General features: G+C 68.7%; 15 protein-coding genes, 1 tRNA gene and 1 pseudogene. 8 read left to right on the forward strand and 9 right to left on the reverse strand.

Annotated features, from left to right (window positions below):
• Positions 1 to 142 precede the first annotated feature (142 nt).
• Positions 143 to 1,243 carry a YIP1 family protein gene (locus tag GHR20_RS17200; protein WP_194858904.1) on the forward strand — a complete coding sequence of 367 codons (1,101 nt, stop codon included), beginning with the start codon at positions 143 to 145 and terminating at the stop codon, positions 1,241 to 1,243.
• 83 nt (positions 1,244 to 1,326) lie between these two features.
• Here GHR20_RS17200 and GHR20_RS17205 read toward each other — a convergent pair whose 3' ends face one another.
• From GHR20_RS17205 to GHR20_RS37545, 3 genes are all read right to left on the reverse strand, one after another.
• The gene (locus GHR20_RS17205) at positions 1,327 to 1,824 is read right to left on the reverse strand and encodes a phosphoribosyltransferase (RefSeq protein WP_153813658.1); all 498 of its coding nucleotides are present in this window, start codon (positions 1,822 to 1,824) and stop codon (positions 1,327 to 1,329) included.
• A 13-nt stretch (positions 1,825 to 1,837) separates the two neighbouring features.
• The gene (dcd, locus tag GHR20_RS17210; protein WP_145487019.1) at positions 1,838 to 2,413 is read right to left on the reverse strand and encodes a dCTP deaminase; all 576 of its coding nucleotides are present in this window, start codon (positions 2,411 to 2,413) and stop codon (positions 1,838 to 1,840) included.
• A gap of 73 nt (positions 2,414 to 2,486) precedes the next feature.
• Positions 2,487 to 2,678, reverse strand: a complete 192-nt coding sequence (locus GHR20_RS37545; protein ID WP_111583206.1) for a hypothetical protein — start codon at positions 2,676 to 2,678, stop codon at positions 2,487 to 2,489.
• Between the two features lie 284 nt (positions 2,679 to 2,962).
• Between GHR20_RS37545 and GHR20_RS17220 the strand changes: the two genes are divergently transcribed.
• Together GHR20_RS17220 and GHR20_RS17225 are read left to right on the forward strand one after the other, a co-directional pair.
• Positions 2,963 to 3,036: transfer RNA gene (locus GHR20_RS17220), tRNA-Gly, on the forward strand.
• A 361-nt stretch (positions 3,037 to 3,397) separates the two neighbouring features.
• A complete protein-coding gene (locus GHR20_RS17225) occupies positions 3,398 to 4,471 on the forward strand; it encodes a hypothetical protein (RefSeq protein WP_153813659.1) in 1,074 nt (357 codons plus the stop codon).
• A gap of 48 nt (positions 4,472 to 4,519) precedes the next feature.
• Here GHR20_RS17225 and GHR20_RS17230 read toward each other — a convergent pair whose 3' ends face one another.
• The 5 genes from GHR20_RS17230 to GHR20_RS17250 all read right to left on the reverse strand — a co-directional run bounded on the left by GHR20_RS17230 (position 4,520) and on the right by GHR20_RS17250 (position 8,935).
• Positions 4,520 to 4,999, reverse strand: coding sequence for an ASCH domain-containing protein (locus GHR20_RS17230; protein WP_243878052.1), 480 nt, complete (start codon positions 4,997 to 4,999; stop codon positions 4,520 to 4,522).
• Entirely contained in the window at positions 4,996 to 7,053 is a 2,058-nt protein-coding gene (locus GHR20_RS17235) for a GNAT family N-acetyltransferase (protein ID WP_153813660.1), read from the reverse strand. The genes GHR20_RS17230 and GHR20_RS17235 overlap by 4 nt, the downstream gene beginning before the upstream one ends.
• 140 nt (positions 7,054 to 7,193) lie before the next feature.
• Positions 7,194 to 8,345 carry a site-specific integrase gene (locus GHR20_RS17240; RefSeq protein WP_153813661.1) on the reverse strand — a complete coding sequence of 384 codons (1,152 nt, stop codon included), beginning with the start codon at positions 8,343 to 8,345 and terminating at the stop codon, positions 7,194 to 7,196.
• Positions 8,345 to 8,557: a helix-turn-helix domain-containing protein gene (locus GHR20_RS17245; RefSeq protein WP_153813662.1), complete on the reverse strand. Its 213-nt coding sequence runs from the start codon at positions 8,555 to 8,557 to the stop codon at positions 8,345 to 8,347. The genes GHR20_RS17240 and GHR20_RS17245 overlap by 1 nt, the downstream gene beginning before the upstream one ends.
• Before the next feature lie 120 nt (positions 8,558 to 8,677).
• Complete coding sequence (locus GHR20_RS17250; RefSeq protein WP_153813663.1) at positions 8,678 to 8,935, reverse strand: helix-turn-helix transcriptional regulator; 258 nt, start codon at positions 8,933 to 8,935, stop codon at positions 8,678 to 8,680.
• Positions 8,936 to 9,411: 476 nt separating this feature from the next.
• Here GHR20_RS17250 and GHR20_RS17255 point away from each other — a divergent pair, with 476 nt between their 5' ends.
• The 5 genes and pseudogenes from GHR20_RS17255 (at position 9,412) to GHR20_RS17275 (ending at position 14,526) form a co-directional block, all read left to right on the forward strand.
• Positions 9,412 to 10,254 (forward strand): helix-turn-helix domain-containing protein, encoded by an 843-nt coding sequence (locus GHR20_RS17255; protein ID WP_153813664.1) that lies wholly within the window; start codon positions 9,412 to 9,414, stop codon positions 10,252 to 10,254.
• 18 nt (positions 10,255 to 10,272) lie between these two features.
• Positions 10,273 to 10,947, forward strand: a pseudogene (locus GHR20_RS17260) (hypothetical protein).
• A gap of 1,019 nt (positions 10,948 to 11,966) precedes the next feature.
• Entirely contained in the window at positions 11,967 to 12,149 is a 183-nt protein-coding gene (locus GHR20_RS37550) for a hypothetical protein (protein ID WP_243878053.1), read from the forward strand.
• A 38-nt stretch (positions 12,150 to 12,187) separates the two neighbouring features.
• Positions 12,188 to 12,793, forward strand: coding sequence for a mobilization protein (locus GHR20_RS17270; protein WP_243878054.1), 606 nt, complete (start codon positions 12,188 to 12,190; stop codon positions 12,791 to 12,793).
• Complete coding sequence (locus GHR20_RS17275) at positions 12,790 to 14,526, forward strand: relaxase/mobilization nuclease domain-containing protein (RefSeq protein WP_153813666.1); 1,737 nt, start codon at positions 12,790 to 12,792, stop codon at positions 14,524 to 14,526. The genes GHR20_RS17270 and GHR20_RS17275 overlap by 4 nt, the downstream gene beginning before the upstream one ends.
• Here the strand turns inward: GHR20_RS17275 and GHR20_RS17280 are convergent, their stop codons facing one another.
• Positions 14,527 to 15,966, reverse strand: coding sequence for a hypothetical protein (locus GHR20_RS17280; protein WP_208446850.1), 1,440 nt, complete (start codon positions 15,964 to 15,966; stop codon positions 14,527 to 14,529).
• Between the last annotated feature and the right edge of the window lie 233 nt (positions 15,967 to 16,199).

Here is a 16,199-nt window from a genome sequence, read left to right on the forward strand (position 1 = left end):
TCTTCGCGGACCGAGCCGGACCGAGCCAGCCGGGCTGAGCCGGGCTGAGCCGGGCTGAGCCGGGCCGGGGCGGGCTGAGCCGGGCCGGGGCGGTTCAAACCCGGAACCATCCCTGGTGAAAGGGCTGACGGTCCCTTAGGGGATGTCACAGGTCGGCCGCAATGCCGGGCCCGGACCGCCGGGCCCGGCACGTGACCCTCCGGGACCAGGTACGTTCGATGACGTGGCTGGATTCAGGATCGGACGCGGGGGCCGGGACGACCGCACCCCCCAGGGACAGCAGGCGCCGCAGGGACCGTCGTACGGCCGCCCCGGCCCGTCGGACGGGCGACGCGGCCCGTCGTCGCGCGGGCGGCAGGGGCCCCAGGCGCCCGGGCAGGGCGCGGGACGGCCGTCGTACGGCTACCCGTCGCCGCAGCCGTCGCAGCCGCCGTACGGGCAACCGCCGCACGGCCGGCAGTCGTACGGCCAGCAGTCGTACGGGCAGCAGGGGTACCCGCAGCAGGGCCGGCCGTACGGCCACCAGGGCTCGGCGAACGACGGCCCGGAGTACTTCGACGACGGCTACGGGAGCGGCGCGCCGGACCCGTACGCGGCCAACAACCCGGGCCACACCCAGGCATTCTCGATCGACGAGGCCGCCGGCTACACCCAGGGCTCGACGTACCAGGCCGGCGCCGCCGCGCCCGCCCCGCCGGTGGGCCCGCCGCTGCACTGGAAGGAACTGCTGCGGGGGATCGTCCTGTCCCCCGACCCGACGTTCCTGCGCATGCGGGACTACACGATGTGGGGCCCGGCCCTGATCGTGACGTTCCTCTACGGCCTGCTCGCCGTCTTCGGCTTCGACGACGCCCGCAAGGAGGCCATCGGCGCCACGCTGTCCAACGCGGTGCCGATCGTGCTGATCACCGCCGTCGTGATGGTGTTCGGCCTGTTCATCCTCGGCGTGGTCACCCACACCCTGGCCCGCCAGCTCGGCGGCGACGGCGCCTGGCAGCCCACGGTGGGCCTGTCCATGCTGATCACGGCGCTCACGGACGCGCCCCGGCTGATCTTCGCCATGTTCTTCGGCGGTGACGCGGGCTTCGTCCAGATACTCGGCTGGGCCACCTGGCTCGCCGCGGGCGCGCTGCTCACCATGATGGTCTCCCGCTCCCACGACCTGCCCTGGCCGAAGGCGCTGGGCGCGTCGGCGATCCAGCTGATCGCGCTGCTGTCGATCGTGAAGCTGGGGACGTTCTAGACCGTCGGACATGAGAGAAGGGCCCCCGGCGCGGTCTCCGCCGCCGGGGGCCCTTTCCCGTGTCCTTGTGCTGCCGCTGTCCCTCAGGCGTCGAGCACCTGGTCGTCCCGCTTCACGACGGGCGGCTCCACGCTCCACGGGAAGTTGATCCAGTCGTCGGTGCGCTTCCAGACGTACTCGCACTTGACGAGGGAGTGGGACTTCTCATAGATCACCGCGGAGCGCACCTCGGCGACGGTGTCGAGGCAGAAGTCGCGGACCAGCTTCAGCGTCTTGCCGGTGTCGGCGACGTCGTCGGTGATCAGGACCTTCTTGTCGGAGAAGTCGATCACGTTCGGGACGGGCGCGAGCATGACCGGCATTTCGAGGGTCGTGCCCACGCCGGTGTAGAACTCGACGTTCACCAGGTGGATGTTCTTGCAGTCGAGGGCGTAGGCGAGCCCGCCGGCCACGAACACACCGCCGCGGGCGATGCTCAGGACGATGTCCGGCTCGTAGCCGTCGTCCGCGATGGTCCCCGCCAGCTCGCGGACGGCGCCGCCGAACCTCTCGTAGGTCAGGTTCTCCCGCACGTCGCTCATGTTCCGGCTGCCCTCACACCTGGGTCCGATGGAAATTGACATAGGACCGCGAGGCGGTCGGCCCACGCTGGCCCTGGTACCGCGAGCCGTAGCGCTCACTGCCGTACGGGAACTCCGCGGGCGAGGACAGCCGGAACAGGCACAGCTGGCCGATCTTCATCCCCGGCCAGAGCTTGATGGGCAGGGTGGCGAGGTTCGACAGCTCCAGGGTGACGTGACCGCTGAAGCCCGGGTCGATGAACCCGGCGGTGGAGTGGGTGACCAGACCGAGCCGGCCCAGCGAGCTCTTGCCCTCGAGCCGCGAGGCGAGGTCGTCGGGCAGCGAGATGACCTCGTACGTCGACGCGAGCACGAACTCACCGGGGTGCAGGATGAACGGCTCGTCGCCCTCCGGCTCCACCAGCCGCGTCAGGTCGGGCTGCTCGACGGAGGGGTCGATGTGCGGGTACCGGTGGTTCTCGAACACCCGGAAATAGCGGTCCAGCCGAACATCGACGCTCGACGGCTGCACCATGGATTCGTCAAAGGGATCGATCCGCACTCGCCCGGCGTCGATCTCGGCCCGGATGTCCTTGTCTGAGAGAAGCACGTAGCGAGGATACGCAAGGCGCGCGGAGCCATGACAATCGTGACGACTCCGCGCGCCCGTGGTGACGCCGCGGCTACCCCGCGTGCGTAGTGACCTTGGCGCCTACCCCCTGCTTCCGCGGGGCGACCGGTACGACGCTGCGCAGCCGCGCGCATCGCGGGCACCGCATGAGCCGACCGGGGCCGAGCCGCTCGGCCTGCTGCATCGGGAACGAAGCGGCGCTGAAGACGTGCCCATCGGCACAGCGGACGACGGTGTGTTCCATCAAGTCCCTTAAGTCCCTTCCCCAAGAGCCTCGTCGGGCTGACCAACCCGACGACAAACGGCACATTACGGGATCAAAGAGACGACCCTCCAGGCGGCACTCCGGTCTCGCCCGGTGCCTCTCCCAGTACCCCAACCGTACGCCTCAACTCCCCCCGCCCGCAGCCGGATCCCCGCCCTGAAACACGCTCAGGCCCCCGGGCCGTGAGCACCGGGAGCCTGCGATGAGGTACAGTGAGCGAACGTCGGACAGGGACCGTTCTCGGAAGCTTTGTCCGTACTTACGCGGGTGTAGTTTAATGGTAGAACATCAGCTTCCCAAGCTGAGAGCGCGAGTTCGATTCTCGTCACCCGCTCCATGTGAAACCCCCAGGCCAGAGGCCCGGGGGTTTTTTGTTGTCTAGTCCAATTGGGGCGTGGCGTGCCCTATGTCGAGGTCAAGTGGCCAATTCAGGGGTACTCAGGCGCCACTTCAAGCGACTAACCCTCTGGCGTCTCGAATGACGAGACGCCATTTGTATGACCTGCGCCACTACGGCGCGGACGCCTGCGAAGTCGCTCCTGCGAAGCTGCCACTTCACGTCGCGCGGAGGCGTCACGATCAACTGCCCGGGCGACCTTTCGCCGACTCGCTCTCGCGAGGCCCGCCATCTCTTCCGCGCCCCGTTGTCAGTGGTGGTCTTTAGGCTTCTTGATGTCAGTGACGACAGGAGGCGGCGCATGGCCGGGTTCGAGATCAATAGGCGCGCCATCGAGAAGATGCAGCGAGACATCGCGAAGGAATTCGAGCACGCGGCCCGTAAGCACCCCATCCGTGTCCCCGTCCAGGTGGACGCTCCAGAGGTCCCGGCCACTTCATCTGCGGCTGCCGGCATCGAGAAGGACCCGCACCTTTCACGCCTGCTGGTGTGGCTCGACGATCTAGCCGCCCTTCAGCCAGGAGTGGCTGGTGACGTCTCCACGTACGTCGATTCCGAAGGGCTTCCCGCCTCCGAGGCCAAGACCATGGCGCTGCAGTTGGAGCGGCAGGGACTCGTCCAGATCTCCCCGGACCTCTCCGGCAATGACACCCAGGTCTTCCTCACTGACGATGGCTCGCTGGTCGCTCGACGGTTGAGGACCTTGCAGACCGACTCGGTCGCACGCTTCATCCACGCCTGCGACGCCTTGCTGTGCTGGCTGTTCCAGACGGGGCGGGGTCGTAACCCCGTTGAGGTGATGGCCTTTGTGGAGGTACCAGGTTCGTACTTCGCGGGTGACTCCCTGTCCGTGGACGAGATCCTCGGCGCGCTGGAGCACCTCAACCAGAGAGGGCTCATCCGCCGCGCGCCCGAGGACCCTAGCGCCACAAGTTCGATCAAGGCCGAAGTCACCGACTCGGGCACCGACTGCGTACTGTCCGGAGGAACCGTGAGCGACTACCTGAGCCGCCAGCAGCGCGCTGGCGACACCTACACCTTCAACAACTCCTCTGGCATCGTTGCCGGGTCCCAGCAGAACGTGGTGCAGAACAACTCCATCGGCTTCGACGCTTCCGCGCTAGCCGAGTTCGCCGCCCTGGTACGGCAGTTCGCTCCGGCGCTCGGAGCCCCGCCGGAACAGCAGGACGCCCTGATCCAGGACGTCGAGGTGCTGGAGGAAGCCACGTCTGTCGAGCAGCCGGAGCCCGGACGGATCAGGGCCGCTTATCTGCGCGTGCAGGAGGCTCTGAGTGCGATCACGATTACGACGGCCGGCCTCACCATGTTGGCGCAGCAGGGACAGACGGCATACCAAGCGGTGTTCGGCGGCTGACCAGCACCGCACGGGCTCCGACGACCAATCGCTCGGAGCCTCGGTCCGCTACGCGTAAACCGCGTCCGGCAGCACCTTCCGAAGTGCGCTGCCTACGGCGGGCCCGGCCTCTGATACCTGATGGAGATCAGCACTTCTCAGGTAGCGATAGCTCTGCGGCGGATGGAAGGTCCCCGCAGCGCGCAGTGCACTGAGGGGCACCGGCTCGTCGAAAGGCAGGGGGTCCTCCAGGGTCAGACCGCTCGCCTGGGTGGCGCCGTCCATATAGGCGTCGTACTCGCGTCGAGTGATCCCTGTCTGGGCACGATGCGCCGACCACACCTCCTTGGGGGAGCCCACATGGACCGAGGCGATGCGCGCCATGCCCACCAGAGCCATGGTGGGCGCGGTCGCGTACAGCAGAACCGGGGTTCCGGGCGGCGCGGCGACGCGCTGGCGGCGGACCTCCACCGTCTTGCTGCCGGCCAGGATCGCGGTGGCGAAGCGCGGGTGGACGGACAGCAGCATCGCGCGTTCCGGATCGTTCACGTCGTTCGGTGCCCCTCTTGATAGACCGCCTGGAACAGCTCGTTACTGATCTTCGACAGGGAGATCAGCGACAACGGTAGTCCCAGGTCCTTCGCCAAGGAGGTCAATCGCCGCAGCGTCACCGGCTTCGGGAAGATCTCGGTGTCCGAGAACCTCAGTGCCATGGCTCGGCCGGAGGCGTCGGCAGCTTCTTGAACCTCAGCCCGACCATATACGCCTAGGTGTTCGAATTTAGAGAAGAGGGTGCCCGGTGTGTCGATGAGCACCTCGTCGAGTCGCGAACTGCCCACCACTATCTGGCCTTCGCCCGGAGAGTTGCCCTCGCTGACGTACCAGAGCAGGCGAGCCGGAACGCTCTCTCCGCGGCGGCCCGAGGAGCGGTAATAGACGTGCTCTCTGCTGATGCCCAGGACGTCACTGCGCGGAATGAGCATGGCGGGCACGTTGAACAGCTCGGTCGACCAGCGCGGCTTGATCGGCACGAGGAAGGACGGCAGCTTCGAGTCGATGACCTTCGCCGGCCACCACGCACGCTCCACCACGGCTGCTACCTCGGCGGGCATGCCGGGGTGGAGCGTGGTCGTATCGACGGTCAGCACGCGGGCGAGGCCGCCGGCCACAGCCTCCACCTCGGCTGCCGTCCCGCACACATTCACGAGGAGTGCGACGAGCCTGCCGTCATGCTCGAAGAACCCGTCGTCGCCGGCCGCGGACCTGGCAGCCTCGGAGGGATGCGGATCACTGATGCGGATGATTTCCGCACCGCAGTCCCGGCCGAGCCGCTTGATCAGGAAGAGCAGCTGCCGAGCAAGAGTCTGTTCCAGTGGGTGGCCGGCCGTGCGGAGGACGGGGACGACAAGGGTTCGTCCGTCCAGTGCCCATGCGTAGAGAGCGACCGGGCGGCCCTGACCATCCCGGAGCAGCTCGCGGCGCCAGGCGACCGTGCCTCCGTTCAGCGACCGCAGCCGCTCGGCGAAGGCCGATCCGTCGTCCCCACCCGATTGGTGGAAGAACGCGACGAGTTCGTCCTCCGCACCTGGTGCTACCTCTCCCGACCGGAACTCCGTCCCCATCAGATCTGCCGGACGGTACACCTGGGCCTGCCGCAACTCGTCCACGTGCAGCGTCACGGTCGAAGGTGAGACGACCCGGACGCGGGCGACCTCCCAGGCCACGTCGCCCAGACGGGACAGCAGTGGGTCACGGGTCGCCAGTACCTGCAGACCGGCGCACGACGTCTCGGCCACATACCGCAAGCGGGACCGAAGCTCAGTGTCGTCGGTCAGGTCGGGCATGGCCTGCGTAGCCGCTTGGAGAAGTTCGCGGCTTCGCTCGTCCACGGCCGCCAAGTCCGGGGAGAGCTTGCGCAGGCCGGTCAGCGCAGCCCGCTGATGCTGGCGTTCTGCCGTGTCCGGGAGGTCCCGGATCTCATGGACCAGCTGGGGGGTGTAGGCGAGCTCGACGAGGTCCGCCATCCAGCCGGCTTCCAGCGCGCGGGACTCCTCCGCGTCGGCCGTGTCAGCGAGGCCGCGCAGATCGGCGAAGACTCCGTGGTCGACCGTGACCACCAGGAGCGCGTCGCTCTCCATCTCCGTGAACAGGTCCGGATGGCCGAGGTCCAACCACCAGCCGTCCAGGATTTCGCCGTCACGGCCGCGGCCTCGCACCTCGCCATCCGGGACGAAGCCGAGACTCCGCCACATCCCGCTCAGGTTGTAGTCCCGTCGGCACTTGGCCTTGATCCCGAGCCGCTGTGGGTACCGCTCTTTGATGCCCTCCACCAGCCGGCGGGCGATTCCCCGGCCGCGCTGTTCCTCCGCCACACACAGGTGTGCGAGCCGGATACGCGCGCTCCTCTTCGGCAGCCCGAACAGCGCGTATCCGAGCACCTCGTCCCCTTCGACCGCGGCCAGAAGGCCGCCGTCCTCCGCGGCCTTCCGGTAAGCGGGAGGTGTGAGAAGCCCCAGCGTCTTCGTGTAGCGATCACCCAGGGCTATGACCTTGTCGATCAGCTCGTCCTGCACGGGCGAAACAGACACTAACTTGATCGCCATCGCTCCCCCTCCAGTTGGGCCGTACACCGCCGACCACAACTCCCCTGTCATCACATACAGGAGAAGCTGATCTCATTCAGGGCCGTCCCTCAAGGGGGCACAAGGGGCGCACGGTGCTCCGGAGACTGTCGGAAACGCCGCTACGCCTCCTTGGCTCCCGCCTGCCCGGTAGCTGCCTCACTCAGCTGATGCCGCACCTCGGCATCGATCCCCTGAGCGAGCCTGCGCTGGTGCTTCGCCGTCGAGTGCTGGTAGATCAACTGGGCCCGCTCCGAGGACTGGCCGGCGCGGACCATGAGGTCCTTCAGCTTTGCACCGGTGTCCGCGGCGAGGGTGTTGCCGGTATGGCGAAGGTCGTAGAAGCGGAAGGTGTCCGGCATGCCGACCTTCCTCCTGGCCTTGCGCCACTTGCGGCCGAAGGTCGACCGGCGGAACGGCGCCCCCTTCTCTCCCACGAAGAGGAGGCCGTCCGGCTCCTTCTCCGCAAACCATCGGAGGTGTCGGCGCAGCTCCGGCAGCACGAAGTCCGGCAGGTAGACGGTTCGCTTGCCCGCGCGCGACTTGGGATCCCCAGTCACCCGTCTGCCGTTCGTCAGCTCCGGGGACGCGTGTGTGATCCGCAGAGAGCACTCGTCGAGATCGACACTGTGCCGGCGCAGTTCGGCCAGTTCCTCGGGGCGGAGTGAGGCGAAGGCGCCGAGAAGGACCATCAGCCGCCAACGCGGGCCCATCGCATCGGCGAGGTCGAAGACCTGCTCCACGGTAGCGGTCGGGCGCTCGTCGGCTTCCTCCTTGCCGGCCCCCTTGATGCGGCAGGGGTTGCTGCGCAGAAGGTCGTCGTCGACGGCCGTCTGCAGGATCGCCTTCAGCAGCCGGTACGACTTGGCCACCGTGGTGGCACCCGTCGCCTTGAGCCGCTCGGCTCGCCAGGTACGCACCGAGGGCGGTGTGATCTCGTCCAAGTCCTTGCCGCCGAACGTCGGCAGGATGTGCAGCCGTAGCAGACCGCTGTAGCGGTCGACGGTGGTGGGCGCAAGCCCGCGCTCCTCCAGCCACCGCAGGGCGTAGTTCTCGAAATTGACGGCACCGGCGTCCGGGTCCCGCCAGTGATTGCGCTCGATGTCGGCGCGGACCAGGTTGAGCCAGTCCTGGGCTTCGGTCTTCGAGTCGAACGTCTCGGGAGCCTTGTGGCGTTGTCCGGCCGGCCCCAGGTAACGGGCCTGCCACCGGCCCGACGGCAGTTGGCGCACCGTGCCGAATTCGCGTCGGCGCTGTGTCCTGCGTCGTGCCATCAGGCTGCCCTCCCATAACGCATGCGGGTACGGCGGAGCGGCTCGACCGTGCGCGCCTCGACGTACTCTGCGACGGCGCTCTCCGGGATGCGTACTGGGCATCCGAGTTTCACGTAGCGGATACGGCGCTCGGCGATGAGGCGGCGGATGAAGCGCTCGCCTGTGCCGAGCATTTCGCCGGCCTCGGCAACCGTCAGGAGGCGGTCAGCCATTCGCGGTCGCCTCCTTCGGGGCATCGCAGGAGCAGGCAAAGGCAGGGGGTATTGCGGGGCGGCGCAAGGGCGGTCGGGTCCTTTGCTCGTAGAGTCCGTTCGGATCGGCAGCACGCGGCCCTATTCGGCGGGGATCCCTTGGAGGAGGGCCAGGGGCGACACGCCGAGTGCCTGGGCGAGGGCAACGAGGTCGTCGACGTCGCAGCGGCGCTGGGCCCGTTCGATGCGGGACAGCATCGTGTTGGACATCGGGCGGCCGAGGGACGTGACTCGGTTGGCGAGCTCGCGCTGGGCGAGGCCGCGTTCGGCGCGGAGGATTTCGATGGTGCGGGCGGTCCGCATTCCTGCAGAACCGATTTCCAGAGACCGTGCTGCCATGGCTCCGTTGTAACTTGCATTCGCCGGTTTGGTTAACCGGCGATCGTCGGCTATGTTGCGCCCGACGTGCGTAGGTGCGCTTCCCCCTGAGCTGCTCTCAGGGTCCGTCAGGCGATGACGACGCCAGCCTGATAAGGCACTGCGACGTGGGGTGTTGTGTTGTAGCTTGCGCTTCCGCAGGGGTCAACGGTTTCCCGATGTGATCCTTCTGGCTCCGTCTGCGGCACAACTTTTTGGTCAACCGCCGCTTCCGGTCTATCGTTTTAGTAATTCCGCGCAGGACGTGTTCGCCGTCAGCTGTCTGATTCCCCGGAGGAATTGCTGGACTTGCACGGCGTCGGTGTGGCTGTCTTGGCGATGCGATGCCACCAGCCTCCACTTGCGCCTTCCGGCCCGAGGCTGGGCGCCACGCCTACTCGCGTATCGCCCGCTCAGGGCGCTCGCGCCTGCCCCCTCGACCTTGGAGCCGCCTCCCCATGAGCTACGACGCCCGCGAATGGGTGTGGGATCACAGCCGCAGCAAGGGCACCGCCCGCATGGTCCTCGCCCTGATCGCCGACCGGTGCTGCGACCGGCGCTGCATCGCGTACGCGTCCGTGCCCGCCCTCATGAAACGCGCCAACGCCTCCCGTACCGCCGTACGTGACGCCCTGGCCAAGCTGGTCGCCGATGGCGAATTGGTGCAGCTCGTCGGTCGCAAAGGGCCTCGGGGAGAGACGTACTACCACCTCCCGGCCGCCGCCCGGTTTCTTTCGGAACGGGCCGCCCAGGGGGAACAGAATCCGACTCTGCTGGGGGATCAGAATGCGACCCCTGGGGTGCCGGCATCTGACCCTGCCGACCTATTCGAAAGGGGACCGGAATCCGGCCCCGGGGAACGGAATTCAACCCCGGGGGTGTACGGATCCCGACCCGTCGGAGGCACGGATTCCGGCCCCCAGAACAGTAGTGAACCGAAGGTGAACGGTAAGAGCAGCAGCTCTGCCCAGCTCATCGCCGCCACCGACTGGCAGATCGACGAAGCCACCCGGGCCTGGCTACAGCACCACGGTCACATCGACCGGCTCGGCGAACATGCCCTACAAACGGCCGACGCGAAGTGGCGCTCGTACCGGGCAGCGTGGGTGCCTCGCACCGCCGCCGCATGGGCTGCCGACTGGCGCGCGTGGATCGCCCGCGAGCACTCCCCCGCAGCCAGCCGCCCGAATCTCTACGCCCTGCCCGGCGGCGGCCCCACCCCAGCGACCGGCATGACCCGCGCTGAGGCCCACACCGCCGCCTTGCTCGCCGCCCTCGACGAACCGACCGGAACGGAGTAACCCGCCCTTGGACGTGAAATCGCCGCCATCCTCGCCTACATCGGCCGCCTCGACCCCCGGACCGCCCGAACCGGCACCGGTGAGGCCCGCGACCAGATCGCCCAGTGGCACGAGCTGCTCCACGACGTACCGCTCGCCACCGACCACGGCTGGGACGTCCGCCGCGTGGTACGGACGCACGTTCTCGACTCTCCCTATCCGATCCTGCCCGTGGACATCGCCCGAGCCTGGCGTGCCCACCGGCGTGACCGCCTCGACCGGCACACCGACCCCACACCGGCCGCCGACCCCGACGACCCCGACGCCTGACGAGCCGAACTGGTCGGCACCCGACACGCCGTCGCCGTCGGGCAGACCGCACCCGCGACATACCGGCAGATCACCAGGACCGACAAACGTCCGGACATCGAGACACGCCTGCGCGCCAACGGATCGTGCCTCCCGCCGGCCGTCCGAGCCGAGCTGGCCCGTTACCGGCCAACCCGTGCGGCACGCGAGGCCGCTGTCGCCGAAGGGCGTCCCGACGTGCTCAGCGTCCCCTGCGGGTGGTGCCAGGCTCGCGTGGGCGAGCCGTGCCGCCAGCGGCGCCTGGACCTCGGCGGCACCGCCCGAGGCAATGCCGTCCGCGCCACTCCGCACCCCTCGCGTGTGGACCTCGCCGCTGCCCGGATGAACCAGCGGCAGGTGACGTGACCCACCCCGCCGTCGCACGGCCCATTACAGCCGCTGACCGCCGGAGACAAGGAGTACTCCTGCCCGCAGACCATCCCGCCGGAATCCCTGCGCCGGTGTCCGCCTCCAAAGCGCAGCGCATCACGATCGTCGCGGGCGCTGCCCTGGTCGCTGCCGTCGCCATGACCGCGAGCGCCGACACCCTGGCCGACCTCGGTCGCTCGGTGGGCTGGGGTCACAGACTTGCGTGGTCCCTTCCCGTCAGCATCGACGTCCTGGCCCTGGTCGCCGGCCTCGCCTGGCTCGCGGCAGGCGCCAGCCGAAACTTGGGGCGCGCCCTGACCCTTATCACCGTGGGGGTGTCCGTCCTCCTCAACGCGGTCGGGCACCTGGTGTCGACCGGGCACCTCACGACCGGTCCCCTCCTGGTGATCGCAGTGTCCGCCGTCCCGCCTCTCGCTGCGGCCCTTGCCGTCCACCTCGGCGCCGCAGTCAACGCTGACCGGGCCGCGCCCTCTGCCGAGAGCACCCCGCTGCTCCGGACCACAAAGGGGACCGCAGACCAGCGACCTTGTGACGACAACACCTGCGGACCAGCGGATCAGACTGGTCCGGGCCGCAGGAAGCCCGCCCCCGCGGACCATGCCTTGGAGGCTCCGGACCAGCGGACCGAGCCAGCCCCGGATCGCCCGGAGCAGGCGGCTATTTGTGGTCCGCAGGAGGCCGCTCCCCAGCTGCGGACCAGCAAAGCCGCAGGCCAAGCCTCCGCCGAGTCCTCGCAGCCCACGGACCACCAGCTGGCCGTACAGGCTGAAGGACCAGCCGACACGTCTGATCCCGCCCAGCCGGTACAAGGTGCACCTACGGATCAAATACCGGCTCGGGACCACCCGCTGATCACGGACCACGCCGGGCGGGCCACCGACAAGGCGGCCGTATCCCTCTCCGCGGACCACGCCGCTCCGCCTCCAGACCAGCGGGCTGATCCAGCTCTGCGCCCTGGGGACCGCTCTGCTGGCCACCAGGAGATCCCGCAAGGGGTGATTGAGGTCGCCCGTCAGGCCGCCCTCGCCGAAGGGCGCATGACCCGCCGGGCCATACGCCCGCACCTGCGCGAACACGGCGTCAAGGTCAGCAATGAGCTGTTCAGTGACCTCCAGGCCCGGCTCCACGCCGATCCCACGCTCGCGCACCTGCCCCGGACGACGAAGAAGACCCGATGAGGAGCCGGATGGCACCGCCTCCGCGCCACGAGGACCACATGACGAAGACCGTGCCAAGCCCTTTCCCCGCTTCCGCCGAGGTGAAATCCACCTCGGATGCGGGCGGAGCAAGTTGGAGGTCCGGACACTCCCCCGCAGGGGGAGCGCCCGAACCCGACCCCGCCCCGGGGGTGGCGGGGTCCGTCCGGCACCAGGGGGCGCCGGACGGGAAGGCTGCGACCGAGGGCGGACAGCAGCCAGGCAAGGCCAGGAAGGGGAAGTCGCGTCCGCGTGACAAGAAGCAGCGCCCCGCTCACAGCGTCCGCCTCAATGAACAAGAACTCGCCATCATCCAGTCCGGCGCCGACCACGTCGGCATGAGCGTGGCCGGGTTCCTGGCCCACTCCGCCCTGGCCGCTGCCCGCGACCAGGCCCGCACCGCAGCGGCCATCGCCACCGAGCGGGACATCCTGACTGCCCTCTTCGGTGTGCGCCGTCAGCTCGGCTGGGCGGGCAGCAACGTCAACCAGGCCGTCAAAGCACTCAACTCCGGTGCCGACGCACCGCACTTCGCCGCTGCCCTCTCCGACCTGCAGCGTGCCGCGCAGGCCGTCCAACGGGCAGCCGACAGGATCACCAACAGGCAGGAGGGCGAAGCGGCTTGATCCCCCGGATCCACCAGCAGGGCAGCAACACCCTCGGGCTCCTGCACTACCTGTACGGCAAGGGCACCCACGAGGAGCACATCGACCCGCACCTGGTCGCCTCCTTCGACGGCATGGCCCCCGACCCCGGACGCGACCCCTCGGCGACGAAGAGGGACCTCCAGCACCTCCTCGATCAAACGCTGTCGCTGCTCGACGCGGGCCGGCGTCCCGACAAGCACGTCTGGCACTGCTCGGTGCGCGCCGCTCCAGGCGACCCGATTCTGCCCGACGAGCAGTGGGGCGACATCGCCCGCCGTATGGTCGCCGCCACTGGTATCGACCCTGGCGACGGGGCCGGCTGCCGCTGGGCGGCCGTCCGGCACGCCGACGACCACATCCACATCATCGCCACCCTCATCCGGGAGGACGGCCGCCGCCCCGACCACCACCGCTCCGGCAAACGCGCGCAGGCCGAGTGCCGGCTGATCGAAAAGGAACTCGGCCTGCACCAGGTCGCGCCCGGGGACGGCACCGCCGCCAAGCGGGCCACCAGCGCGGAGCGGCACAAGGCCGAACGCGAGGGGCGGGAGCGTCCGGCGCGCGAGGAGCTGCGGGAGACCGTGCGGCGGGCGGTGGCCGACACGACGGGCGAGGAGGAGTTCTTCGACCGGTTGGCCGCCGCCGGTCTGCTGATCCGCAAGCGCGTCGCGCCCTCCGGGGACCTGCTCGGCTACAAGGTCGCGCTGCCCGACGACCGCAACGGTGAGAAGGAGCCGGTGTTTTACGCGGGCTCCACGCTCGCACCCGATCTGTCCCTGCCCCGCATCCGCGAACGCTGGACGCTGCCCGCGGAGGCTGCCGCCTCGGCGGATGGATCCGGGCCGGAGCAGCCGGCCCTGCCGGACGTGACCGGTCCCGCGTTCGCGCGGCGCCGGGCCTCCGCCGCCGCCTGGCAGGCGCTACTGATCATCGACCAAGGCGACGACGGAGCGGCAGCGGCCCAGATCGCTGCGGCGGGTGAGGTCCTGGACGCGCTGGCCAAGACCTCCGCCGCCCACACCCGCGCTGAACTCCGGGAGGCGGCGTTCGTGTTCGAGCGGGCCAGCCGCTCCCGTGTGAAGGCCGAGCGCGGACACGACCGCGCCCTGCGCCAGGCCGCCCGCGATCTCGTCCACAGCGGACCCGCTCTGGGCCGCGGTGAGGACGGCGCCACCACCGCCATGCTCATCGACATGGCCCTCTTCCTCGCCATCGCCGCAGCGAACTGGCACGCCAAGAAGCACCACGCCCAGCAGGCCGCAGCAGCCCAGCAGGCGGCCGAACACCTACACGCCGCCTACCAAGCCGCCGCAGACCAGCCCATGGCCGCCCTCCGCCAGCGAGGCCAACGCCTGGCCCCGCGTGTTCGCCAGCGGCAAGCCAACCTCCTGCACGAAGTGCTACCGGACCTGGCCGCACAGGTCCAGGCGGAACCCGGCTGGCCCGCCCTGGTCGCCACCCTCGACGACGCCCGCAGAGCCGGCCACGACCCGGCAGCCCTGCTGGCTGACGCCGCCCGGCGGCGCGAGCTCGACACCGCGACCTCGATCAGCGATGTCCTCGTCTGGCGCCTGCGCCGCAGCGCCCACCTGCCCGCCGCCCCGGAAAACCCCCAGGACACGACCATCCGAGATAAGCACCGCGCCCCCTCCCCGGCGCCCACCGCACAACCCGCGAGCGGGGCAGCGAACGGCACCGTCCGTCGGCGCTGATCAGGCTTCGGCTGGATCCTCCTGTGGTTCAGCCTGCTCAGGGACGGTCGCCGTGTGAATACAGCGGACCATGGCTCCCGTGTCCGTCTCGCGCAGCCCCTGGTGGTCACACTGGGGGCAGGCGCTGATCACGGAGCGGTCCCGCACTCGCTTGACCTCAGCGTTCAACTGCCTGAGCACTGCCAGCGCAGGCGGCTGTTGGTGCCAGCGCGGCGGGTCGTACTCCGGGATGGCATGGTGGACCTCGATCGCGGTGTCGATCTTGTTGTTGAGGATGGTGACCGCACCAGAGGACGCCTCGGGCGGGCCCATGTGCGCGTTGCGCTCTTTCCAAGCCGCCGCCGAGTCCGCTGCCCGCCAGGCGAAGCAGATCATCTGGCCCGACGTGTATCCCGCCGCGAATCCCTTCCTGACGATGTCGGCCAGTTCCTGGCGCCGGCCTTCAGGCACGGCGGGGTAGTCGTACTTCTTGGTCAGAAGCCCATCGAGGTAGGAGATGACGTTGATGATCTCCATGCGGTCGACGAGCTCGGCCAGTGCCTGACGGTCGTCGTGAGCTTCCTGGCCGGGAGCGGTCATGAAGTGTGCCCTGACAGCCCGCGCGTTGGCTATGGACGTCGGGCTTCCGCCTACCAGGCGCCACTTCACCTCCGGGCCGAAGAAGCGGAGTTCTCCGTCCTCCTCGGAGACGTCGAATGCCTTCCTCGGCGTCTCCGAGGCGATGGCGACCAGGTGGGCGCGGTACAAATCGAGAAGGGCCTCCGTGTCCCTTTCTGTGTCGCCTGTCCATCCGAGCGAGCCCAGGTCGGCCACGCTGGGCAGGGGATTGCCAGGGTTGCAGGCGGCGTGATTGACCAGGACCAGGTACAGGGCGAGAGCAGTCGGACGGCCGTAGGGCAGACGGCTCGTTGATCCGTCCTTCGCCTCTTCGTCGGCGAGGGCCTCGGCGATGGTCCGCGCCTCTTCCTCGGCCTTCAGCTTCTCCCGTTCCTTCTCGGCGCGCGCCGCCTGCAGTCTCCGCTCGCGCTCACGTTCCTCGTCCTGCCGCTGGACGTCGCTGCACTCTGGACAGAGGTACCTGTCGTTGAGCCGGTCCAAGTACTTGCCGCCGACCTTGACGGCCCACGACCGGTTGCTGACTCGGATGGGTTCATCACAGTTCCGGCAGAGCGACTTGAGCAGAACGGCGTGGGAGACGGACGTGGCCGTCGCTGCAACCCATTGCTGGTCGCCAATGCTCCCTACCGTGCGGGCCCAGGTGCCTTCCTCGGTGATCTCCCAGTACTGGGCGGCAACTTCCTGTGCCTGCTTGGGACAGTCGGCCTTGATGACGGCGCGGATGCGCGGCTCGCCGGGTGGGAACTCGATGATCAGCGGGGATGGGGCAGTCAGCTTCTTCTGTGCCTGTTCCCGCTGGCGACGGCGTTGGCGCTTACCCATGCGACTCACTCTGACTCATGTCATCAGATGATCTCTCATGCCGGACACGCCGGTGGTCGTTTTCGGAAGTACGAAAGGGTGATTGGGCGGCTTGCAAAGTGACGCACTGGTGGCGACGCGCTTGAACGACCTCCGCCAGTGGCATGCGTACATCCCGCAGCTTGGAGCACGGCCAGGGAACGTATCAGTTGGGCCGTAGTCGTCGGACGAAGTGCAAGGCTTGGCGGCATCCG

Source organism: Streptomyces sp. SUK 48, assembly GCF_009650765.1.
In the GTDB taxonomy this organism is placed as follows: Bacteria; Actinomycetota; Actinomycetes; order Streptomycetales; family Streptomycetaceae; genus Streptomyces.